19 protein-coding genes are annotated in these 21,827 nt (G+C 64.8%); 10 read left to right on the forward strand and 9 right to left on the reverse strand.

What is annotated here, in order from left to right; translation table 11 throughout:
- Positions 1-130: 130 nt before the first annotated feature.
- From DQ229_RS03000 to DQ229_RS03010, 3 genes are all read right to left on the reverse strand, one after another.
- Positions 131-1,912, reverse strand: coding sequence for an ABC transporter ATP-binding protein (locus DQ229_RS03000; protein ID WP_274378819.1), 1,782 nt, complete (start codon positions 1,910-1,912; stop codon positions 131-133).
- 170 nt (positions 1,913-2,082) lie between these two features.
- On the reverse strand, positions 2,083-3,195 hold the full coding sequence (locus DQ229_RS03005; RefSeq protein ID WP_114964792.1) for a pyridoxal phosphate-dependent aminotransferase: 1,113 nt from the start codon (positions 3,193-3,195) through the stop codon (positions 2,083-2,085).
- Positions 3,196-3,267: 72 nt separating this feature from the next.
- Complete coding sequence (locus tag DQ229_RS03010) at positions 3,268-6,249, reverse strand: valine--tRNA ligase (protein ID WP_114964793.1); 2,982 nt, start codon at positions 6,247-6,249, stop codon at positions 3,268-3,270.
- 189 nt (positions 6,250-6,438) lie between these two features.
- Here DQ229_RS03010 and hisS point away from each other — a divergent pair, with 189 nt between their 5' ends.
- Genes hisS through hisG form a run of 3 tightly spaced genes read left to right on the forward strand, consistent with a single transcriptional unit; the run spans position 6,439 to position 9,759 of the window.
- Positions 6,439-7,932 carry a histidine--tRNA ligase gene (gene hisS / locus DQ229_RS03020; RefSeq protein ID WP_114964795.1) on the forward strand — a complete coding sequence of 498 codons (1,494 nt, stop codon included), beginning with the start codon at positions 6,439-6,441 and terminating at the stop codon, positions 7,930-7,932.
- 4 nt (positions 7,933-7,936) lie between these two features.
- Complete coding sequence (locus DQ229_RS03025; RefSeq protein ID WP_114964796.1) at positions 7,937-9,058, forward strand: ATP phosphoribosyltransferase regulatory subunit; 1,122 nt, start codon at positions 7,937-7,939, stop codon at positions 9,056-9,058.
- Complete coding sequence (gene hisG, locus DQ229_RS03030) at positions 9,055-9,759, forward strand: ATP phosphoribosyltransferase (protein ID WP_114964797.1); 705 nt, start codon at positions 9,055-9,057, stop codon at positions 9,757-9,759. The genes DQ229_RS03025 and hisG overlap by 4 nt, the downstream gene beginning before the upstream one ends.
- A 16-nt stretch (positions 9,760-9,775) precedes the next feature.
- Here hisG and DQ229_RS03035 read toward each other — a convergent pair whose 3' ends face one another.
- Positions 9,776-10,162, reverse strand: coding sequence for a YciI family protein (locus DQ229_RS03035; protein WP_114964798.1), 387 nt, complete (start codon positions 10,160-10,162; stop codon positions 9,776-9,778).
- A gap of 168 nt (positions 10,163-10,330) precedes the next feature.
- Here DQ229_RS03035 and DQ229_RS03040 point away from each other — a divergent pair, with 168 nt between their 5' ends.
- The 5 genes from DQ229_RS03040 (at position 10,331) to DQ229_RS03060 (ending at position 15,101) form a co-directional block, all read left to right on the forward strand.
- On the forward strand, positions 10,331-11,044 hold the full coding sequence (locus tag DQ229_RS03040; RefSeq protein ID WP_238380940.1) for a malonic semialdehyde reductase: 714 nt from the start codon (positions 10,331-10,333) through the stop codon (positions 11,042-11,044).
- A 95-nt stretch (positions 11,045-11,139) separates the two neighbouring features.
- Positions 11,140-12,240, forward strand: coding sequence for a C4-dicarboxylate TRAP transporter substrate-binding protein (locus DQ229_RS03045; protein WP_238380941.1), 1,101 nt, complete (start codon positions 11,140-11,142; stop codon positions 12,238-12,240).
- A 27-nt stretch (positions 12,241-12,267) separates the two neighbouring features.
- Positions 12,268-12,870 carry a TRAP transporter small permease gene (locus DQ229_RS03050; RefSeq protein WP_114964800.1) on the forward strand — a complete coding sequence of 201 codons (603 nt, stop codon included), beginning with the start codon at positions 12,268-12,270 and terminating at the stop codon, positions 12,868-12,870.
- Between the two features lie 25 nt (positions 12,871-12,895).
- Positions 12,896-14,206 carry a TRAP transporter large permease gene (locus tag DQ229_RS03055; RefSeq protein WP_114964801.1) on the forward strand — a complete coding sequence of 437 codons (1,311 nt, stop codon included), beginning with the start codon at positions 12,896-12,898 and terminating at the stop codon, positions 14,204-14,206.
- 22 nt (positions 14,207-14,228) lie between these two features.
- Entirely contained in the window at positions 14,229-15,101 is an 873-nt protein-coding gene (locus DQ229_RS03060) for a dioxygenase family protein (RefSeq protein WP_114964802.1), read from the forward strand.
- Between the two features lie 21 nt (positions 15,102-15,122).
- Here DQ229_RS03060 and DQ229_RS03065 read toward each other — a convergent pair whose 3' ends face one another.
- Entirely contained in the window at positions 15,123-15,866 is a 744-nt protein-coding gene (locus DQ229_RS03065; RefSeq protein WP_274378820.1) for a GntR family transcriptional regulator, read from the reverse strand.
- Positions 15,867-16,334: 468 nt separating this feature from the next.
- On the opposite strand from DQ229_RS03065, the gene DQ229_RS03070 reads away from it, so the two are divergent.
- A complete protein-coding gene (locus tag DQ229_RS03070) occupies positions 16,335-17,558 on the forward strand; it encodes a LeuA family protein (RefSeq protein ID WP_114964804.1) in 1,224 nt (407 codons plus the stop codon).
- A 40-nt stretch (positions 17,559-17,598) separates the two neighbouring features.
- Here the strand turns inward: DQ229_RS03070 and pcaF are convergent, their stop codons facing one another.
- From pcaF to DQ229_RS03085, 3 genes are read right to left on the reverse strand one after another with little or no spacing between them, the layout of a single operon-like run.
- A complete protein-coding gene (pcaF, locus tag DQ229_RS03075; RefSeq protein ID WP_114964805.1) occupies positions 17,599-18,798 on the reverse strand; it encodes a 3-oxoadipyl-CoA thiolase in 1,200 nt (399 codons plus the stop codon).
- A 3-nt stretch (positions 18,799-18,801) separates the two neighbouring features.
- Positions 18,802-19,473 (reverse strand): 3-oxoacid CoA-transferase subunit B, encoded by a 672-nt coding sequence (locus DQ229_RS03080; RefSeq protein ID WP_114964806.1) that lies wholly within the window; start codon positions 19,471-19,473, stop codon positions 18,802-18,804.
- Positions 19,470-20,204: a 3-oxoacid CoA-transferase subunit A gene (locus DQ229_RS03085; protein WP_114964807.1), complete on the reverse strand. Its 735-nt coding sequence runs from the start codon at positions 20,202-20,204 to the stop codon at positions 19,470-19,472. Before DQ229_RS03085 ends, DQ229_RS03080 begins: the two co-directional genes overlap by 4 nt.
- A 129-nt stretch (positions 20,205-20,333) precedes the next feature.
- Here DQ229_RS03085 and DQ229_RS03090 point away from each other — a divergent pair, with 129 nt between their 5' ends.
- Positions 20,334-21,092 (forward strand): IclR family transcriptional regulator, encoded by a 759-nt coding sequence (locus DQ229_RS03090; RefSeq protein WP_114964808.1) that lies wholly within the window; start codon positions 20,334-20,336, stop codon positions 21,090-21,092.
- 66 nt (positions 21,093-21,158) lie between these two features.
- Here the strand turns inward: DQ229_RS03090 and DQ229_RS03095 are convergent, their stop codons facing one another.
- Entirely contained in the window at positions 21,159-21,491 is a 333-nt protein-coding gene (locus tag DQ229_RS03095) for a hypothetical protein (protein ID WP_114964809.1), read from the reverse strand.
- Between the last annotated feature and the right edge of the window lie 336 nt (positions 21,492-21,827).

Consider the following 21,827-nt stretch of genomic DNA (forward strand, 5'->3'; position numbering starts at 1 on the left):
TGCGCGCCACCTCACCCCGGCTGCGCCCCTGGCCGGTGCCGGATGCCTTCGGCGAGGATATTGGGACCAAGAAGAAAAGCCGCGCGATCAGCCTGCCCGCGTGACATTGCTGCCATGAAGAGTGCGGGCTTCAGCCGTCATCCTGGAATTGCAAGCGGCAAAGCTGGGTATAGAGCCCGCCATTTCCGAGCAGTTCGTCATGGGTGCCGACCTCGACCACCCGGCCGCCATCCATGACAACGATTCGGTCGACCGAGCGCACGGTGGCGAGTCGGTGGGCGATCACCAGCGTGGTGCGCCCCTGCGAGAGTCTCTCAAGCGCCTCCTGCACCAGCAATTCGGATTGCGCATCGAGCGCCGAGGTCGCCTCGTCAAGCAAGAGCACGGGCGCGTCGCGCAAGAGGGCGCGCGCAATGGCGACACGCTGACGCTGCCCGCCCGACAGCCCCGAGCCGCGCGGCCCCGCCGGGGTTTCCAGCCCCCTTGGCAGGAGGCGTGCGAAAGGCATCACATGCGCGGCCTCCAGCACGTCATGCAGGCGCGCCTCGTCGATGTCGGTGCGCCCAAGCAGGACATTCTCGCGGATGGTCTCGTCGAACAGGGCGGCATCCTGCGTGACCACCGAAATCTGCTCGCGCAGCATGTCGGTTTCAATGTCGCTCACTTCGGCGCCGCCGATGGTGACACGCCCCGACTGCGGCTCGACCAGCCGGGTGAGCAGGTTGAACACGGTGCTCTTGCCCGCCCCCGAAGGCCCGACGAGCGCCGTGGTGCGCCCGGCCTCGGCGGTGAAGCTGACGCCGCGCAGCACCGGCAGATCGCCATAGGCGAGGTGGACATCCTCGAGCCGGATCTCGGGTGGCTGGTTGGCGGGCCGGATATTGCGGCGTGGGGGCTGGATGGCCGGTTCGGTGTCCAGCAGCCGGTAAATACGCTCGAGGCTGGCGGCGGCGGTTTGCCAGTAGCCGGCGATATTGCCCAGCCGGCGCAGCGGCTGGAAAGCCAGCGCCATGGCCGTGAAGAACGACATGAACTCGCCCACGGTGCGCTGACCCGAGGTTATTTCATTGGCCCCGATCAGCAACACTGCGAGAAAACCAATCCCCGAAACGATGTCGATCATGGCAGGGATGGCGCTGTTGCCCAGCGCCTTCTTGATCTGCATGGTGACGATGCGGCCGACGATATGTTCGAACCGCGAGAGCTGGTAGTCTTCCATCCGGTTCAGCTTGATCGGCATGATCCCGTGGAAGACCTCGTCCAGCCGGGTCGAGCGCAACCCGGATTCGACGCGCATCTGCAGGGTCTTGCGGCGGATATAGCGCTGCGCCAGCAGCACCGGCAGGAACAGCAGCGGCACACCGATCAGCGCCGCCGCCGTCCAGACCGGGCTGATCAGCAGCGCCACCACCAGAAGCCCCACCAGCGAGACCGCATCACGCCCGGCGCCGGTGATGATCGCCTGCCACACGCCCTGCACCGCGACCGTGTCGCCCTGCACCCGCTCCATCAGCGCGCCGGGTGGGTTTTTCTGGTAGAACGCCAGGTCGAGCATCAGCAGATGACGCAGCATATCGACCTGCATCGCTGTCGATGTGAGTTGCGCAACCCGTGTGAGCAGCGTCTTGGAGATCACCAGCGTGATCGCGCGCAGCACGAAGATGCCGAAGATCGCGCCACCGACCCACCAGATCGCCTCGCGCTCGCCCCCCACGAAAACCCGGTCGAAGAGCGGCGCCAGCATGTAGCTGAGCAGCCCCAGCGTGCTGCCTTCGACCACCATGAAGAAGGCCGCCACCGATACCGTTCCCGTATGGCGCTTGAGATAGCCATGCCAGAGCCGGACGATCAGGTTGCGTGAACTGTAAGGGTCGTCGACGGGGCGGGCGTCACGTGCGAGGGCGCGCCTCAAAAGGCTTTTCCTGCCGTTCGGGTCTTTCTTGGCGGGGTCTGTCACGGCGGTCGCTTCGGTTGGGCGCGGATCGGGGCGGGTGAATGGGCTTCCGGCGTGGGCGGGTGGCGTGGCTCTAGCGCGAAAAGCGGGCCGGTGGCAAGCCGGCCTGCCCGATCAAGGCCGCCCCATTATCGGGCGCGCGCGGCGGCAAGCGCCTCGGGCAGGGCCTCGGCCAGCGCATCAAGCTCTTCTGCACGGCCCGCGCTGATTCGGATCGTGCGATCGAGCGGCGCGACCCCGGGCATCCGAACGAAGATGTCGCGTGCCATGAGTTCGCGCAGCACCGCGCGGGCGAAATCGCCGTTTCCACCACAATCGAGCGCAATGAAATTGGCGGCCGACGGCACGGTCTCCAGCCCGTTGGCGCGGCCGATCGTGGCGATACGGTCCAGCGCGGCGCGGACCTGTGCACGCACCTCGCCCAGCCAGGCCTGATCCGACAATGCAGCCAGCGCGCCCGCCTGGGAAATCCGGGTCATGCCGAAATGGTTGCGCACCTTGTCGAAGGCCGCCACCAGTTCGGGTGCCGCGATCGCGTAGCCCACCCGCGCGCCGGCCAACCCATAGGCCTTTGAGAAGGTGCGCAGCCGTATCACGCGCGGATCGTCGGCTGCGATCATCGGCGCGGTGCCGGTCGGGGCAAGGTCCATATAGGCCTCGTCGAGCACCAGCAGCGTGCCTTCGGGCAGGGCCGCGATCATGTCGGCGATCACAGGCGCCGGGTGAACCGTGCCCATCGGGTTGTCGGGGTTGGCGATATAGACGAGCCTCGCGCCTGCTTCGGCGGCGCGCGCCACCAGCGCCTCGGAGTCTTCGTAATCGCCGCGATAGGGCACCTTGTGCAGCACCCCGCCAAAGCCTGCCACATGGTAGTTGAAGGTCGGGTAGGCCCCGTCCGAGGTCACAACCGGATCGCCCGGCGCCACGGTCAGGCGCACCAGGTTGCCCAGCAGCCCATCGACCCCTTCGCCCACAGTGATGTTCGCCATATCCACGCCGTGATGCGCGGCCAGTGCGGCGCGCAACTCATGGCTTTCCGAATCGCCATACATCCAGGCATCGGCAGCAGCGGCGCGCATCGCCTCGATGGCTTTCGGCGAGGGGCCGAAGACGTTTTCGTTGGCCCCAAGCCGCGCGCGGAATGGCCGCCCGGAGGCGCGCATATGCGCCTCTGGTCCGACAAAGGGCACCGTTGAAGGCAGGCTGGCAGCAAGCGGGGTCAAGCGGGGTGCTGTCGTCATGCGGGCGGCTTCCTCTCCTGTTGCAAGCCGCGCGGCCGGGGCTGCGGCGCCTGCCGGTCGCGCAGGGCGCGCTCAGCCCAGCGCGGCCAGCCGGTCGAGCGCGGCGCGCAGTTTGGCGGCCTCGTCTTCCTTCACGCGGGCGGCTTCACGGGTTTCCTCCACCACGTCTTCGGGGGCGCTCTCGATGAACTTGGCGTTTGAAAGCCGCCCGCGCAAGCCGCCGAGTTCCTTGTCGAGCTTGCCAAGCGCCTTTTCCAGCCGCGCGCTTTCGGCAGCCACGTCGATCACCCCGGCCAGCGGCAGCGCGAAGGTGCCACCCTCGACCGGGATCGTGACCGCGCCGCGGGGCACCTCGGGGGCCTCGCTCAGGCTCTCGATCCGGGCGAGGCGCTTGATCAGCGCCGCGTTGCGCGCCCAGGCCCCCTGCCCGGCCTCGTCCAGGTCCACCTGAAGCATTTCCAACCGCAACCCCACCGGCACGCCCATCTGCGCCCTTGCCGAGCGCACGCCCTCGATCAGCGCGATCACCCAGCGCATTTCGCGCATGGCCTCGGCATCGGCCAAATCAGCGGCGGCATAGCCGGGCCAGTCGGCATGCACCAGCAGCTTGTCGCGCCGACCGGTCAGGCCCCAGAGTTCCTCGGTCACAAAAGGCATGATCGGGTGCAGCAGGATCATGCACTGATCGAGCACCCAGGCCATGGTTTCGCGTGTCTCGGCGGCCTGGTCGCCGTCGAACAGCGGCTTGGCGAACTCGACATACCAGTCGCAGACCTTGCCCCAGACGAAGGCGTAAAGCGCGCTGGCGGCATCGTTGAAGCGATAGGCATCAAGGGCGGCGTCCACCTTTTCGCGCACGCGGGCGGTTTCGGCGATGATCCAGCGGTTGACGGTGGCCTGAGCTGCGGGCGGCGCGGCGCGGGTGGCGTGGCCCTCCCAGACGCCGTTCATCTCGGCAAAGCGGGTGGCGTTCCACAGCTTGGTGCCGAAGTTGCGGTAGCCGGCGATGCGGCTGGTATCGAGCTTGAGCACCCCGCCAAGGCTGGCCATCGCGGCATTGGCAAAGCGCAGCGCATCGGCGCCGTATTCGTCGATGATCTCCAGCGGGTCGATGACATTGCCGAGCGATTTCGACATCTTCTTGCCCTTGGCGTCGCGCACGAGGCCGTGCAGGTAGACCTCGCGGAAGGGGATGTCGTTCACCACCGCAAGCTGCATCATCATCATCCGGGCGACCCAGAAAAACAGGATATCCTGCCCGGTGACGAGGACGGAGGTGGGGAAATACTTGCGCAGCTCCTCGGTATCCTCGGGCCAGCCCAGCGTGCCGATGGGCCAGAGGCCGGAGGAGAACCAGGTGTCGAGGACGTCAGACTCTCTACCTAAGAACAATGTCCCAGAGTTGAGCTTCCAAGCAACTTTAACAGGCTTCCAGTCCGGAACGGAAATTTCAGGTTTGCCGAGCAATTCAGCCAACGACTTCCGATCCTCATATGAAAGGATCGGCGCTGCATCTGCTTCTAACTCCTGAACGTCTTTGAGATTAGGCCGAAGCGATCGGTAATGTTCGAGTGCTTGCGCTCTAGCAGCCTCAAATGTGGGAGCGCAGAACTTCTCTGATTCGCGCTCAACATACCTTCCGTTTTTATCAATCTTCGGCCCATACCAAACCGGAATCTGGTGCCCCCACCACAGCTGGCGGCTGATGCACCAGGGCTCGATATTCTCAAGCCAGTGGTAATAGGTCTTCTCGCCGCTCTCGGGCATGATCTTCACGCGGCCCGAACGCACCGCATCCAGCGCCGGGCCGACAACCTTTTCGGCATCCACGAACCACTGGTCGGTCAGGTAAGGCTCGATCGCGACCTTGGAGCGGTCGCCATGGGGCACCATGTGGCGGTCGGGGTCGATGCCGTCCAGCCAGCCTTCCTCGGTCGCCGTCTGCACGATCCAGTCGCGCGCTTCGTAGCGGTCCGCGCCGTCGAGCGCCTCGATCAGCCGCGCCACGCCTTCGGCCTCGCAGCCCTCGGCGAAATCGGGGTTGTCTTTCAGCCACATGCCCGCACGGGTGTTCATGACGTTGATCGCGAGCAGCCCCTGCCGCTGGCCCACCGCCCAGTCGTTGAAATCATGCGCGGGCGTCATCTTGACCGCGCCGGTGCCCTTCTCGGGGTCGGCGTAGTCATCGGCCACAATGCGCAGGCGACGCCCGACAAGCGGCAGGATCGCGTCCTTGCCGATCAGGTGCTTGTAGCGGGCATCGTCGGGGTGCACGGCGATGCCGGTATCGCCCAGCATGGTCTCGGGCCGGGTGGTGGCGACCACCAGGTAATCGCGCGTCTCGGTGGCGGTGACATTGCCGTCTTCGTCCCACTCCGTGGGGTGCTCGTAGGTCTCGCCATCGGCCAGCTTGTAGCGCAGCCGCCACATGTGGCCATCGACCTCGATCTGCTCGACCTCCAGGTCGGAAATCGCGGTCTCGAAATGCGGGTCCCAGTTGACCAGCCGCTTGCCGCGATAGATCAGGTCCTTGTTGTACATATCGACAAAGACCTTGATCACCGCGTCGTGGAAGTTGCCTTCCTCGCCCTCGGGGCAGTTTGGCGCGCCCGACATGGTGAAGGCATTGCGCGACCAGTCGCACGAGGCGCCCAGCCGCTTGAGCTGGTTGATGATCGTGCCGCCGGAGTGCTGCTTCCACTCCCAGACCTTGGCAAGAAACGCATCGCGGGTGAAATCGGTGCGCTGCTTGCCTTCGCGCGCCAGTTCGCGCTCTACCACCATCTGGGTGGCGATGCCGGCATGGTCCTGCCCCGGCTGCCACAGCGTGTCGAACCCGCGCATCCGGTGCCAGCGCACCAGAATATCCTGCAACGTGTTGTTGAAGGCATGCCCCATGTGCAGCGAGCCCGTGACATTCGGGGGCGGAATCATGATGCAGAAGCTCTCGTCGCGCGAGGCATTGGCGCCGGCAGCGAAGGCGTTTTCCTTCTCCCAGCGCGCGGCGATGCGAGCTTCGGCCTCTTTCGCGTCGAAGGTCTTTTCCATGGCCATTTCGGGCAGTCCTTTGCGGGCATCGGTCGCGGGGTGTTTAGCGCGGGCGCGGGCCAAGGAAAAGGGGCGCGTCCCCTGCGCCGCCGCTGCACGAGCGGGCGTTGCCGGGCGCCCGCACGCGCCGCGCCGCTTGCCCCGCCGCCCCCCTTGGGCTAATTGGGCCGCGCAACCCGGAAGGGACCAGGTGACATGGCAAAGAACAAGGGGCCCCGGCGGCCCAGGGCGGCAACGCCCAAGGGCTTTCGCGACTATTTCGGCGCAGAGGTGACCGAGCGCAAGGCGATGCTGGATGCGATTGCCGCCGTCTATCATCGCTACGGGTTCGATCCGCTGGAAACCAGCGCGGTCGAGACGGTCGAGGCGCTGGGAAAATACCTGCCTGATGTGGACCGCCCGAACGAGGGCGTCTTTGCCTGGCAGGAAGAAGACGACGGCGACTGGCTGGCACTGCGCTATGACCTGACCGCGCCGCTGGCGCGCGTGGCGGCGCAATACCGCAACGACCTGCCCAGCCCTTACCGCCGCTATGCCATGGGGCCGGTCTGGCGCAATGAGAAGCCCGGGCCGGGGCGCTACCGCCAGTTTTATCAATGCGACGCCGATACGGTGGGCGCGGCCAGCGTGGCGGCGGATGCCGAAATCTGCGCGATGCTGGCGGATGTGCTGGAAGAGGTCGGCATCCCGCGCGGCGACTACATCGTGCGGGTGAACAACCGCAAGGTGCTGAACGGGGTGATGGAGGTGGCCGGCATCCTCGACCCCGCCGACCCCGAGAAATTCGCCCATGAGCGCGGCATCGTCCTGCGCGCCATCGACAAGCTCGACCGGCTGGGCGAGGACGGCGTGCGCGCGCTGCTGGGCGAGGGGCGCAAGGACGAAAGCGGTGATTTCACCAAGGGCGCGGGGTTGGGCGCGGAGCAGGCCGAAGTGGTGATGGGCTTCATGGCCGCGCGGCGTGACAGCAGTGCCGAGACAGTGGCGCGCCTGCGTGAACTGGTGCGCGGATCGACGCTGGGCACCGAAGGCGTGGCCGAGCTTGAGGACATCGCGTCCCTGCTCGCCGCCCAGGGCTACGGCCCCGACCGCATCGTCATCGACCCTTCGGTCGTGCGCGGCCTCGGCTACTACACCGGCCCGGTCTATGAGGCCGAACTCACCTTCGAGATCTACGACGAAAAGGGCCGCCCGCGGCAGTTCGGCTCGGTCGCGGGCGGTGGGCGCTATGACGATCTGGTCAAGCGTTTCACCGGGCAGGCGGTGCCGGCCACGGGGGCTTCTGTGGGTGTTGACCGGCTGCTGGCGGCGCTGCGCGAAAAGGGCCGCATCGGCGGGGCCGAGGCCGGGCCGGTCGTGGTGACGGTGATGGACCGCGCCCGCATGGCCGAGTATCAGGCCATGGTGGGCGAGCTGCGCCAGGCAGGCATCCGCGCCGAGGTCTATCTGGGCAACCCCAAGAATTTCGGCAACCAGCTCAAATACGCCGACAAGCGCAACGCGCCGGTCGCCATCATCCAGGGCGAGGACGAGGCCGCGCGCGGTGTCGTGCAGATCAAGGATCTGGTGCTGGGCGCGAAAATCGCTGCCGAGGCCACCCATGAGGAATGGAAGGCCCAACCCGCCCAGACCGAGGTGCCGCGCGCCGAGATGGTCGCCGCCGTGCAGCGCATTCTGGCCGGGGGTTGAGGCGATGCTCGCCGCCGCGCCCGACAAGGCCACCATCCGCCTTAAGGCCGCGCGCCTGCTGGCCCATTTCCAGAGCCGCGGTGCGCAGGTGGTCGAGGCCGACATCCTGCAACCGGCGGAAACGCTGCTGGACCTATACGGCGAGGATATCCGCGCGCGCGCCTATGTCACCGCCGACCCCCTGCGCGGCGAGATGATGCTGCGCCCTGATTTCACCGTGCCCGTGGTGCAAATGCACATGGCCCACGGGGCCGAGCCCGCGCGCTATGCCTATATGGGCGAGGTGTTTCGCCGGCAGGAGCATCTGGGCCCTCGCGCCAGCGAATACATGCAGGTGGGCTACGAGTTGTTCGACCGGGGCGATGCCGCTGCTGCCGATGCCGAGGTCTTCGCCGCCATTGCCGAGGTGTTGGCACCGCTGGGCCTGCGCGCAGTGATCGGCGATATCGGGCTTTTGCGCGCGGCCGTGGCGGGGCTGAGCACCACCGCACCGCGTCGCGCGGCGCTGATGCGTCACATCTGGCGGCCCGGGCGGTTTCGTGCGCTGCTGGAGCGTTTTTCGGGCCAGAGCCCGGCCTGCGAGGCCCGCGCGGCGATGCTGCGCCGATTCGAGGCGGCCCGGCCCGAGGCGCTGATAGCCGAAGCCGGGCCGCTGATCGGCAAGCGTTCGGCAGAGGAAATCACCGCGCGCGTCGCGGCGCTCAGGGCGGATGCACAAGAGCCGCCCATCCCCGCCGATGAGGTCGCGCTGCTTGCGCGGCTGCTTGACCTGAAAGGCCCGGTTGCTGTCGTTCTGCCCGACCTGCGCGATCTGGCGGGCCAGATACCGGCGATCGCACCCGCCGTTGCGGGGCTTGAGGCGCGGCTTGACGCGCTCGCGGCGCTTGGCCACCCGGCTGAGGCGTTGGAGTTCGAAGCCTCCTACGGGCGCACGCAGATGGAATATTACGACGGGTTCGTCTTTGGGTTTCTCGCCGGGCAGGGCGATCTGCCCCCTGTCGCCACCGGCGGGCGCTATGACGCGCTGACGGCGGTGCTGGGCGCGGGCGCGGCCATTCCGGCGGTGGGCGGCGTGATCCGCCCCGGCGTGGTGGCACGGCTCAAGGCGGAAGGGGGCGCGGCATGACGATCCGGCTGGGTGTGCCTTCCAAGGGCCGATTGATGGAAAAGACCTTCGACTGGTTTACCGAGCGTGGCGTGACGCTGCGCCGCACCGGGTCCGAACGTGAATATGCCGGCGCGGTCGAGGGGATCGAGGGTGTCGCGCTCAGGCTGCTATCAGCGGGCGAAATCCCGCGTGAGCTGGGCGCGGGGCGCATCCATCTGGGGGTGACGGGCTCGGACCTTGTGCGCGAGGGGCTTGCCGACTGGGATGCGCAGGTCGAGGAACTGGCGGCCATGGGCTTTGGCCATGCCGATCTGGTGATCGCGGTGCCAGCCTGCTGGGTCGACGTTGAAACGCTCGATGACCTGGACGCAGTGGCGGCGCAGTTTCGCGCGGCCCACGGCCACAGGCTGCGCATCGCCACCAAGTATCACCGGCTGGTGCGCGAACATCTGCGTGCGCATGGCGTCGCCGATTACCAGCTTGTCGACAGCCAGGGCGCGACCGAAGGCACGGTGGCCAACCTGACCGCCGAGGCGATTGCCGATATCACCTCGACGGGCGCGACGCTGGCGGCCAACCACCTGAAGGTGTTGCAGGGTGAGCCGGTGCATCGCAGTCAGGCCACGCTGTTTCGCGCACGCAATGCCGGTTGGGGCGCGAGCGATCAAACGGCCTTTGCCGGGCTGATGGCGCGGCTGGGGCTGGCGGCGGGCGTCTGAGGCCTCGCAGCAACTGTCAGGCCAGCGCCACCTGCTGTTCCGACAGCGCAACGGTCAGCCTCAGCCCGCCTTCGTTCAGAAGCCAGCGCCGGATCGTGTAACTGCGCGCGCCGCTGCTGTGCATCGGGTCGGCCTCGGCCAGCACACGGGCGGCCTGCATGGACTCGGCACGCAACACGATCATGCCCTCGCCTGTCATCATTTCCCCGCGCTCATCCGACATCGGGCCTGCCATGAAAAGCGCGCCATCGGCCTCCAGCTGCTTTTGATAGGCCAGGTGCTCGGGCAGGACCTCGCGCAGCGCCTCGGGCGGCTGTGCAGGCACCGAACGCACGACAAAAAGTTCAAACGCCAGAGCGCCGCGCGCGCGGGACGTGGCGACATATTCCGGCCATGATGGCATAACTGTCCCCTCCTGTCGTGACAGTGGCAGGAAGATCATGTCGCACCCATCCGAACCGGGCAACAAAAAAATCGATTTTAGTTGACAGTATGGTCGTTCCATAGATTAGATCAGTGCCGATACAGGCGTATCGCGATTTGGATATCAAGCGTGGGGCCGACAGGACGGATGCAACTTCCAGGCAAGATCACCGGCGAAGACCCCGATGCGCCGATGCCGCAATCGCCACAAGGCGCCGAGCTTGCCGCCCTGCGCGCCGAGGCACAGCAGGCGGTGCGCACGGTTCGGGCACGCAAGCCGGCGCTCGACCAGGATTCGATCGATGTCATCCTGACCGGTGCGCGCACCCATTACGCCTGGAGTGACCGCCCCGTGACCGATGCGCAGTTGCGCCGCATCTACGACATCGTCGCAATGGGCCCGACCAGCATGAACAGCAGCCCGGCGCGATTCGTCTTCGTGCGCTCGCGGGAGGGCAAGGAAAAGATCGCCAAGTCACTGAAACCCGCGAACGTGCCCAAGATGATGGCCGCGCCGGTGACGGCAATCATCGCGTATGATATTGATTTCTGGCACAAACTGCCCCGCCTTTTCCCGCATGAGGACCGCCGCCACTTCTTTCGTGGCAAGGCGGCGCACAGCGAGACGACAGCCTTTCGCAACGGCACCTTGCAGGGCGGGTATCTGATGATCGCCGCGCGGGCCATCGGGCTGGATGTGGGCGCGATGTCAGGATTTGATAACAAGATCGTGGATCAGGAGTTCTTCGCAGGCACAAGCCTCAGGTCGAATTTTCTGTGCAACATCGGCTACGCGGACGAGTCAGCCCTGTTCCAGCGGTTGCCGCGCCTGCCGTTCGAAGAAGTCTGCGGCTTCGCCTGAGGAGGAGGCGAAGCCCGGATGTCGCTAAGCCCGCTTTCTGGCGGGCGCATTGGCACAGGCGCAGACCTGGCCAGCATCAGGGAGGAGAAAGCGAAATGAATATGAGATTTGCCAAGGGTTCAATGGTTGCCGCCGTATCGGCGCTTGCGCTGATGGCACCGGGGATCAACGCCCCCGCGCAGGCACAGGAAACCATCCGCATGGTGGTCCTGGATGGCTACCCCAGCCGATCGATGTGGTTGCAGGAAATGTCCAGCTTCTTCGTCCCGCGTGTGGATGAGCTGCTGGCCGAAACCGGCAACTACCAGATTCAGTGGCAGGAATCCTATGACGGCACGATCGTGCGGCCGCGCGGCGTGCTGGAGGGGATCAAGCTGGGCCTGGGCGACCTGGGCGTTGTCACGACACCCTTCAAACCGTCGGCCCTGCCCAGCCAGGGGCTTGCGGCGGTCACGCCGTTCATTACCTCGGATGCTCGCGTTGTCGCCCGTGTCATTGACGAGATCGCCGACGAGATCCCGCAGATGCGCGCCGAGTTCGAAGCCGAAAACCAGGTATATCTGGCCACCGGCGTGGTGCTTGACACTTATCAGCTGTTCACCCGCGATCCGGTGACATCGCTGGAAGACGTGGAAGGGCTGCGCATTGCCGCTTCGGGTTTCAACCTGCGTTACATCGAAGGCATCGAAGGCACTGCCGGGGTCGTCGGCGGGCTGCCAGATTTCTACAATCACGTGCAGACCAACCTCACCGAAGGCGCCATCCTGTGGCCCGAAGCCGCGATCACCTACAGCATGTACGAGGTCGCGCCCTACATGCTGAATGTCGATTTCGGGTCGGTCAGCACCAAGGCGATCACCATCAATGCCGATTACTGGAACAACCTGCCCGAAGAGGTGCAGGAGGTAATCCAGCAGGCCGCCATCGAATACCGTGACCGGCTGGCCGATGTCGCGATGGATCTTGCCGCGGAATCGATCGCGACCTTCATCGAGAACGGCGGCACCGTGACCGACCTGTCGCATGACGACCGCGTGGCCTGGGCCAACTCGATGCCCAACATCGCCATGGAATGGGCGACCGAGCTGGACGACGAAGGCGCGCCCGGATCGGAAATGCTGCGCGCCTACATCCAGAAGTTGCGCGACGCCGGTTTCGAGCCGCTGCGCGACTGGGCGGCCGAACTGCCAAGCTGATAGAGCGAAAACGGAGCCGCGATACCGATGATCGTCAGTCTGCTCTACAGGATCCGCAATCTGTTCATTGGTGTCGCGGTTGTCGCCAACGTGGCCGGGGCGTTGTTCATCCTCGCCCTGGTCTTGATGCTGAGTGTTGATGTGATCGCGCGGGGTGTGTTCAACGCACCCTTCCGCGGGATCATCGAGTTGGTGATCTTCTCGCTGGTCCTGATCGTTTTCCTGCAATTGCCCGACGTGGTGCGCAGCGGCAGGCTGACGCGCTCGGACGGGCTGATGCTGATGCTGCCGGCGCGCTACAGCGACTTTCTGTCGCGCGCGATCGACCTGCTTGCCGCGATCTTCATGGCCGTGGCGGCCTACACTGTCTGGCCTGAGGTGGTACGCGCCTTCGAAAGCTGCCGCTTCTTCACAGCACCGCTGCGCGGCAGCGGCGGCTTCTGGGCTGATCTTCAGGCTTCGTTCCGGCGCTGCGATTACTTCGGCACACCGGGCATCCTGCGCGCGCCCTGGTGGCCAGCCAAGCTTGCCATCTTCTTCGGCCTTTCGCTCAGCGCGATCCTGTTCCTTTTCCGGGTGATCTTGCCCGAACGCAAGCTCTCCGAAGAAACACTCGTGAGTTCCAAATGACCCATTACAGCGAGGGAAAGCCTGAATGACTCCGGTTGAGATCGGCGCACTTTCGGTTCTTGCGATCGTCATCCTTGTCTATATCGGGGTCTATATACCCATCGCGCTGGGAGTCGTCTCCTTCGCGTCGGTCTGGATGATCAGTGGCAACCCGATCCTGGCGCTGAACTTCCTGCGCGTCGGCGTGACCGATGGTGTGCTGAAATACGAGTTCGCCACCATCCCGCTTTTCACCATCATGGGGTTGCTGGTGTCACGCGCGGGCCTGGGGCAGGACATATACGAGGTGATGAACCACGCCTTCCGAAAGGTCAGCGGTGGCGTGGGCGTGGCCACTGTGGGGGCAAACGCCGTGTTCGCGGCCGTGACCGGATCATCGATCGCCTCGGCCTCGGTGTTTTCCAAGATCGCGGTACCCGAGATGCTGCGTTTTGGCTACAACAAGCGTTTCGCGGTGGGGGTTGTCGCGGGCTCGTCTGTGCTGGGCATGATCATCCCGCCAAGTGCGATGCTGATCATCTACGCCTTCGTGGCCGAGCAATCGATCGGGCAGATGTTCATGGCCGGGATCGTGCCGGGGCTGATCCTGACAGCGGCCTATATCGTGGCCATCATCGGCATGGCGATCTTCTGGCCCGGCTATTTCGGACGCGGCGCAGGGCCGGGAGAATCGATCATCATGCCGCGGCTGGAGATGTTACAAAAGACCCTGCCGATCTGCGGGCTGATCCTGGTGGTGCTGGGGGGCATCTATACCGGCTGGCTCACCGCGGTAGAGGCCGGCGCGGCGGGGGCGCTTCTGGCGCTGATCCTCGCAGTGCTGCGGCGGCGGATGACCTGGGCCATGCTGTGGCAGACGCTGATCGAGACCGGCTATATCACGGCCTCGATCCTGTTCCTGATCGCCATGGCCTCGTTCTACAGCCGGATGCTGGGCTTTGCCGCCCTGCCCAACGAGTTGAACGCGCTGCTGCAGCGAATGGATTTCTCGTTCGTGCAGATCATGGTGATCTATGTCGCGCTGATGATCTTTCTGGGCACGTTGCTCGATACCACCTCGATCATCCTTATCGTGGTGCCGCTGTTCATCGCGCTGGTCGAAACGATGGAGATGAGCCTGATCTGGTTCGGCATCGTCACCGTGATCGGCGCCGAAATCGGCCTTCTGACACCACCGCTGGGCATATCGTGCTTTGTCATCAAGGCCACGCTCAATGACCCGAACATCACCCTCAAGGATGTCTTCCTGGGCGCCTTCCCCTTTGCAGTGATCATGCTGCTCGTGCTGATCCTGCTGATCGCCTATCCGGGGTTGTCCACAGTCTTTATCCGTTGATTCAAGTAAAAAGAGGCCTGCCATGCGCACCGTCACCCAAGATACCATCACCGAGGCGTTTCTCGCCACATGCAGCAAGGAGGTCGACCCGCGGCTGCGTTTCATCCTGGAACAGTTGGCCAACCACCTGCACCAGTTCGCGATCAAGACCGGCCTCACGCATGAAGAATGGCGCAAGGGGATTTCGCTGCTTCGCAAGGCGGGCGAGATCTCGGATGACGAGCGTGACGAATTCGTGCTGCTGTCAGATGTGCTGGGCCTTTCGTCGCTGATCGACATGATCAACTCGGCGCCGGATGGCACATCGTCTTCGGTGCTTGGCCCGTTCCATATTCTCGGCGCGCCCGCGCTGCCGGTGGGCGGCGATCTCAAGCGCGACAATGAGGGGGCCACGGTTGTGATTGCCGGGCAGGTTCGCGATGCCGACGGAAACCCGGTGCGCGGTGCCGCGATGGAGATCTGGCAAACGGCAGACAACGGTCTTTACTCCAACCAGGACCCCACGCAGCCCGATTACAACCTGCGCGCACGCATGACCCTGGGCGATGATGGCCGCTATGCCCTTACCACCGTGCGGCCTGCGCCCTATACGGTGCCGACAGATGGCCCGGTGGGAGAGTTGCTGCACGGGATGGGGCGTCACCCCTGGCGGCCATCGCATCTGCATTTCATCATCACCGCGCCGGGCTATCGCAGCCTGGTGACCGAGCTGTTCCCCGACGATGATCCTTATCTGGACGAGGATGCAGTGTTCGGCGTGCGCGAGGATCTGATCATGGAGTATCGGGAGCAGAAGCCCGGCGACCCGCTGCCCGAGGGGCTTGAGGCCGCGGACCGGCTGACCGACCCCTACTACCGCGTCGATTTCGATTTCGTTCTGGTGCCCGAGGGTTGAGACCGGCCACAGCGCCAAGGCTCATTCACCGGCGTACAGCACGCCTTTCAGGTATGTGCTGGTGCGCTGGTAATGCGCCGTCAGCAGATCGACCGCCTTGTCGGCATCGCGTGCAAGCACGGCGTCGCAGATGGCGCTGTGCTCTTCCGTGATATCGCGTTTCGGATAGGCAGAGGGCACCGCCAGATTCCGATATCTTGTATTCTGATCGTAAAGCTGGCCGCAAAACCGCAGCAGGATCGAGGAGCCGCAGGCCGCCAGCAGCGTCATGTGAAAACGCCGGTGGCGGTGCTCCCATTCCTCGCTCGCGACGATGCCGTCGCCGGATTCGGATCGCGGCACCCGTGACAAGCGGTAGGTGGCCAGCACGACCTGCTCTTCCCATTCGGTGCCGCCATTGGCGATGGATTCCCGCAAGGCCCGCTCTTCCAGCCAGATGCGGGTGCGCAGAAGCTCTTCGAACTCGGCCGCGCTGACCCGGGCCACACGAAACCCGCGCTGGTCGATCCGCTCGACCAGGTGGTCGGATGTCAGCAGGCTCAGCGCCTCGCGGATCGGGCTTGCACCTATACCATAGCGTTGGCGCAGCTCTTCGATCTTGAGCTTTAGCCCCGGCACGAGCGCGCCGGTTATGATATCTTCGCGCATGAGCGCATGAGCCTGAGACGTGAGCGAAAGATGCCCCGGTGCATTCTCTGCAGGGCTGCTTGCCTGCCCTTCTTCACTATCGCCGGTAACAGGCTGTCCGGTCGTCGCTGCTGACAGCTTCGGGCTCGTCATTTCAGGCTCTCCTGCCGATATGTTCCTGCCTGATCCTGTGGCGGTGCGGGGCTTCTGGACCGGGCAGGAAAATATTTGGTTCTCGCCGTATATCTAAAATATCTGCAACCCACCATAGTATGCCCATCTTCGCAGGGAAGAGGCGCGCGGCCCCAGGCGCGGCCCGGCGCTGTTTGAAAAGCGCCAGGTCGAATATCGATAATGTTTCGCCAAACCACTGGACAAGCCCGAAGGCATGCCGCCCCCGCGACAGCACAACATATTGACCCCAACACCCGCCAGAGCACTATATAAACAAATTTATTATGAGCATTCTCGACTGCCATATACAGCATAGGCACGTTATCTCCGAAAACAAATATATTTTTTGCATTGCATGGTGGGATTCCAGCGGTAGGATCGCAGCCGATCCGCCAGTGGGCGGCTGAAATCTGAATGACCGGGAGGCGTGACATGGCTGCGGAATACAAGAGGGATAACCAGTGGTGGGTCAGCCCCTACAACTATGTGCCTGAAGTGCGCAGCAGCCTGGACTTGCCGGCGCAGGTGCGCATCCATGACGCGACCCTGCGCGATGGTGAACAGACGCCCGGTGTGGTGTTCACCGTCGACGACAAGGTCGAGATCGCGCAGATGCTCAACGATGTCGGCGTCGAGCGGATCGAGGCCGGAATGCCCGCCGTCTCACCCGACGATGCTGAAGCCATCCGGCGCATCTCCAAACTGGGCCTCAAGTCGCAGATCTTCACCTTCGCGCGTGCTATGAAGGCCGATATCGACATGGCGCTCGATTGCGGCGCCGATGGCGTGATCATTGAGGTGCCGATCGGCTACCCCAAGCTGACCACCCAATTCGGCTGGACGGTCGATGACGTGCTCAAGAAAAGCGTGCCGATCATAAACTACGCCCGCGAGAAGGGGCTTTATGCCGTCTTCTTTCCCTATGACACCACGCGTGCCCGGCCCGAAGACCTGCAAACCCTGTGCGAAACCGTCATGCGCGACGCGCCGCCCGATTCCATCGGCATCGTCGATACGATGGGCTGCGCCACGCCCGAGGCGATCCGCTACATGGTGCGCTGGGTCAAGGGTATGACCGGCCTGCCCATCGAAATCCACACCCACAATGATTTTGGAATGGGCGTCGCCACCGAACTGGCCGCCGTGACCGCCGGCGCCGAGGTGGTACACTCCTGCGCCAACGGGCTGGGCGAACGCACCGGCAACGCCGCGATGGAAGAGCTGATGCTCGCGCTCAATCTGCTTTATGGCTACGAGAACGATTACCGCTTCGACAAGCTCACCGACGTCGGCGCGCGTATCTCCGAGATTGCGAACATTCCTATCGCGCGCAACAAGCCGGTGCTCGGCTCGGGCAATTTCATCCGCGAATCCGGCATCGGTATCCAGTATGTCACCAATGATCCGCTGGTGATGTTCGGCACCCACCCTGCCCTGACCGGTCGCAAGGGCGAGGTCGTGCTGGGCAAGAAAAGCGGCAAGGCCTCGATCGAATACAAACTCAAGGAGCTTGGCCTGAGCGAGTTCCCCGACGATGACCTTGTTGCCATGCTGGCCCAGGTCAAACAGGCCGGCATCCGCAAACGCGACATCCTGAACGACGATGAATTCCGCGACATTGTCGCGCAGCACACGATCGGCGCCGCCGCCAAATAGCCCGGCCTGCCCGCCCCTTTGACGGGGCGGGCAGCAGGTATCAAGCGCGTTCCAGCGCGATGGCGATCCCCTGGCCCACGCCGATGCACATTGTGGACAGCGCCCGCTTGCCGCCATTGAGCGACAGCTCAAGTGCCGCAGTGCCGGTGATGCGCGCGCCCGACATGCCCAGCGGATGGCCCAGCGCGATCGCGCCGCCATTGGGGTTCACGCGCGGGTCGTCATCCGCGATACCAAGTTGCCGCAGTGTGGCCACCCCTTGCGCGGCGAAGGCCTCATTGAGTTCGATCACGTCGAAATCATCCGCCCCCAGGCCCAGCCGGTCCAGCAACTTCTGGCTGGCGGGTGCGGGGCCGATGCCCATGACGCGCGGCGGCACGCCCGCCGTCGCCCCGCCCAGCACCCGCGCAATGGGTGTGAGCCCGTGTTTCGCGGCAGCCTCGGCGGTCGCCAGGATAAGTGCCGCTGCCCCGTCATTGACGCCGCTTGCGTTGCCGGCCGTGACCGAACCTTCGGGGAAGATCGGGCGCAGTTTCGCCAGCGCCTCGGCCGAGGTACTGCGGGGGTGTTCGTCGCGCTCGACCACCAGCGGATCGCCCTTGCGCTGCGGCACGCTGACAGGGGTGATTTCACGCGCGAGCCGCCCGTTTGCCTGCGCGCTGGCGGCCTTTTGTTGCGACGCGAGCGCCATGGCGTCCTGTGCCTCGCGCGAGATGCCATAGTCATCGGCCACGTTCTGCCCCGTCTGCGGCATGGAATCGGTGCCATGGGCCTTGTCCATCGCCGGGTTGACGAAACGCCAGCCGATGGTGGTGTCGAAAATCTCGGCCCGGCGGCTAAATGCGCTGTCGGCCTTGGGCATGACGAAGGGCGCGCGGCTCATGCTTTCCACGCCGCCGGCAATCATCAGATCGGCCTCGCCGGCCTTGATGGTGCGCGCAGCTGTCAGCACCGCATCCATGCCCGAGCCACACAGCCGGTTGATCGTCGTGCCAGTCACGCCTACCGGCAGCCCGGCCAACAGCAAGGACATGCGCGCGACGTTGCGGTTATCCTCGCCCGCCTGATTAGCGCAGCCAAAGACGACATCGCCGACCGCCTCCCAGTCGACGCCGGCGTTGCGCGCCATCAGCGCACGCAGCGCCACCGCGCCCAGATCGTCGGGCCGGACCGAGGAAAGCCCGCCGCCGTAGCGGCCAATGGGCGTGCGGATATAGTCGCAAATGAAAACATCAGTCATGGCTTACAACTCCGGTGCGGTCAGGTCGCCCACAGGGCCGGGCGTGTGCAGCCTGGCCCCGGTCAGCGATTGCAGATCATCAAGCGAGATCGATGGCAGCTTCTCGCGCAGCACGAAATGGCCGTCCTCGATATCCACCACCGCAAGGCTGGTATAGACGCGGGTAACGCAGCCCACCCCGGTAAGCGGCAGGGTGCAGCTTTCAACCAGCTTGGGCTCGCCCTTCTTGGTCACATGGTCGGTGATGATGGCCACGCGCCGCGCGCCATGCACCAGATCCATCGCGCCACCCACGGCGGGCACGCCCTTGGGCCCGGTGGACCAGTTCGCCAGATCGCCGTTTTCGGCGACCTGATAAGCCCCCAGGATGGCCACATCCAGATGACCGCCGCGCACCATGGCGAAACTGTCGGCATGGTGAAAGAAGGCGGTGCCGGGCTTGAGCGTCACGGCCTTCTTGCCGGCGTTGATCAGGTCCCAGTCTTCTTGCCCCGGCTCTGGCGCCTGGCCGAAACCGAGGATCCCGTTCTCGGTGTGAAAGATCGCCTGCCGACCCGGTGGCTGGAATCTGGCGACCATTTCGGGCAGGCCGATGCCAAGGTTGACGTACGCGCCGTCGGTGATGTCTTGCGCCGCGCGCCACGCGATCTGGGTGGGGGTGAGTTTCTCGGTCATTCTGCCACCTCCGGATAGACCGCCTTGGCGCGGTTGAGTTCTTCTTCCTGGACGGGTTTGGGCACCTCGACCACGCCCTGAACGAAGATGCCCGGGGTGATCACGGCCTCGGGGTCGATCCCGCCCGGCTCCACGATCCTTGACACCTGCACGATGGCACTGGCTGCAGCCGAGCACATCAGCGGGCCGAAGTTGCGCGCCGCCATGCGATAAGTCAGATTGCCCAGCCTGTCGCCGACATGCGCCTTGACCAGTGCGTAATCGGCCTTGAGCCAACGCTCCTGCACATAGGGGCGGCCGTCGAATTCCTCGACCTTCTTGCCCTTGGCGAGGTCGGTGCCATAGCTCGATGGCGTATAGAAGGCCGGTATGCCCGCGCCGCCGGCGCGGATGCGTTCGGCCAGCGTGCCCTGGGGCACCAGCTCCAGCTCGATCTCGCCGGCCAGGTAGCGTTCGGTGAACACCACCGGATCGGCCGAGCGCGGGAACGAGCAGATCAGCTTGGTCACCATCCCCTGTTCGATCATCGCGGCCAGCCCCACATGACCGTTGCCGGCGTTGTTGTTCACCACTGTCAGGTTGCGCGGGTGGCCAGTGGCAAGGAAACGGTCGATCAGTGCATGGATCAGCTCGATCGGGTTGCCCGAGCCGCCAAACCCGCCGATCATCACGGTCATGCCATCCTCGATCCCCGCCACGGCGCTGGCAAGGTCAGGTATTGTCTTGTCCATACTGTCATCCTCCTCTCGGCAAGGTCACTGCCGGGACGGGAGTCGAATAGAAGGGCGGCGCAATTGCGTCCAGTCACTTTGTGCGATAATCTTAATTTGTTCACATAACGCACAAATCAGCAGGGTGGAATGACCAGCGAACGCGACATCATGGGCGGGCTGGCCAAGGGGCTGGCGGTGATCGAATGCTTCACCGCCGAGGCGCCTCGGCAGACAATCAGCGAGGTCGCGCAGACCACCGGGCTTGACCGCGCCACTGCGCGGCGCTGCCTGCTGACGCTGGCGCATCACGGATACGCCGCGTATGACGGCAAGTTCTTCACCCTCACGCCACGTATCCTGCGGCTGGGCACCGCTTGCCTGGCCACCATGCCGCTGCCGCAGGTCGTGCAGCCGCTGCTCGACCGGCTGTCGCAACGGATCGGCGAAAGCACCTCGGTCTCGATCCTCGACGAGGCCGAGATCGTCTATGTCGCGCGGGCGGCGCAACGGCGGGTGATGTCGATCGCACTGATGCCGGGGTCACGGCTGCCGGCGTACTGCACCTCGATGGGGCGCGTACTGCTGGCGGCGCTGCCCGAGGAGGATGTGCGCACCATTCTCGGCCCCAGCCCCCTGCCCGCGCGCACGCCGCGCACGATCACGGACCCCGAGGCGGTGATGGCAGAACTGGACCGCGTGCGCGCACAGGGCCATGCGGTGATCGACCAGGAGGTAGAGATCGGCCTGCGTTCGCTTGCGGTGCCGGTGCTGAACGCGCGCGGGCAGGTGGTTGCCGCGCTCAATGTCGGGCTTGCGGCCGGCGCAGGCCCGGCAGAAGCACTTGCAAGGCGGTTCCTGCCGGCCCTCAAGGAAATCCGGGCTGAGTTGCAGGGGCTACTCAACTGAACACCCGCCACGGTTCACAAGGGCGGGTCTCGGGGACGCGGCACCGCAATGCAGCGCCCCAAAGCCTCACTTGACCGAGACATATTTCTCCGCATCGACAGTCCAGGCCCGCACCGCGACAGGCACACCGGCGGCACCGCCGACAAGATCGCGCAACTGTTCACCAAGTTCGCTGAGCCGCTCGGGCGTGCGGGCGGGGCGCGGCAGCATGCTGATTTCCACGTTGGCACCCGGCTGATCGGGCAGCGCCAGCACCGGAACAACCGCAATCTGGCAGGCGGATGGTTCGACTTCGAGCTTGTCGCACATGGCCTCGCGAACCGCCTTGAGGGATTCGGCAATCGCCTCGCGCCGCTCGGGCATCAGCTTTTCGTCAACGTAGATTTTCAGGTTGGGCATATCTGCACCTTCGCAAAGTGGGTAAGCATGAAGCCGAAAGGCGCAGGCCGGGCGGCGCCTGTGAAGCCACGCCTTTCGAACGGATGAACGGAGGTGTTTGACACCGAAAACCTCACCGCTGTCCAGACGCGCGCGCAAGAAAACGCCAATCCGCACGAAGGCCGCGCCGCGGGTTTCCGGCAACACGGCCAACCGCAATCACATATGGACTGGCTGTGCCGGCACCTGGCACAAGCATTTTTTTCTTTCCCTGCCCCGTAATGTGGGATGCGCCGCAAGGCCGGTTCTGGCAGAATCGCGCCGGTGCCGGAACGCCACCACACCGCTTGCCCGAAG

It is taken from the genome of Alkalilacustris brevis, from assembly GCF_003350345.1.
In the GTDB taxonomy this organism is placed as follows: Bacteria; Pseudomonadota; Alphaproteobacteria; order Rhodobacterales; family Rhodobacteraceae; genus Alkalilacustris; species Alkalilacustris brevis.

Coding starts and splice junctions, on each gene's coding strand:
- hisS (WP_114964795.1), top strand. CDS start 6,439: ATGGCAAAGAACAAGGGGCCCCGGCGGCCCAGGGCGGCAACGCCCAAG.
- DQ229_RS03010 (WP_114964793.1), bottom strand. CDS start 6,249: ATGGCCATGGAAAAGACCTTCGACGCGAAAGAGGCCGAAGCTCGCATC.
- DQ229_RS03045 (WP_238380941.1), top strand. CDS start 11,140: ATGAATATGAGATTTGCCAAGGGTTCAATGGTTGCCGCCGTATCGGCG.
- DQ229_RS03055 (WP_114964801.1), top strand. CDS start 12,896: ATGACTCCGGTTGAGATCGGCGCACTTTCGGTTCTTGCGATCGTCATC.
- pcaF (WP_114964805.1), bottom strand. CDS start 18,798: ATGACTGATGTTTTCATTTGCGACTATATCCGCACGCCCATTGGCCGC.
- DQ229_RS03005 (WP_114964792.1), bottom strand. CDS start 3,195: ATGACGACAGCACCCCGCTTGACCCCGCTTGCTGCCAGCCTGCCTTCA.
- hisG (WP_114964797.1), top strand. CDS start 9,055: ATGACGATCCGGCTGGGTGTGCCTTCCAAGGGCCGATTGATGGAAAAG.
- DQ229_RS03080 (WP_114964806.1), bottom strand. CDS start 19,473: ATGACCGAGAAACTCACCCCCACCCAGATCGCGTGGCGCGCGGCGCAA.
- DQ229_RS03040 (WP_238380940.1), top strand. CDS start 10,331: ATGCAACTTCCAGGCAAGATCACCGGCGAAGACCCCGATGCGCCGATG.
- DQ229_RS03025 (WP_114964796.1), top strand. CDS start 7,937: ATGCTCGCCGCCGCGCCCGACAAGGCCACCATCCGCCTTAAGGCCGCG.
- DQ229_RS03060 (WP_114964802.1), top strand. CDS start 14,229: ATGCGCACCGTCACCCAAGATACCATCACCGAGGCGTTTCTCGCCACA.
- DQ229_RS03085 (WP_114964807.1), bottom strand. CDS start 20,204: ATGGACAAGACAATACCTGACCTTGCCAGCGCCGTGGCGGGGATCGAG.
- DQ229_RS03090 (WP_114964808.1), top strand. CDS start 20,334: ATGACCAGCGAACGCGACATCATGGGCGGGCTGGCCAAGGGGCTGGCG.
- DQ229_RS03070 (WP_114964804.1), top strand. CDS start 16,335: ATGGCTGCGGAATACAAGAGGGATAACCAGTGGTGGGTCAGCCCCTAC.
- DQ229_RS03095 (WP_114964809.1), bottom strand. CDS start 21,491: ATGCCCAACCTGAAAATCTACGTTGACGAAAAGCTGATGCCCGAGCGG.
- DQ229_RS03035 (WP_114964798.1), bottom strand. CDS start 10,162: ATGCCATCATGGCCGGAATATGTCGCCACGTCCCGCGCGCGCGGCGCT.
- DQ229_RS03050 (WP_114964800.1), top strand. CDS start 12,268: ATGATCGTCAGTCTGCTCTACAGGATCCGCAATCTGTTCATTGGTGTC.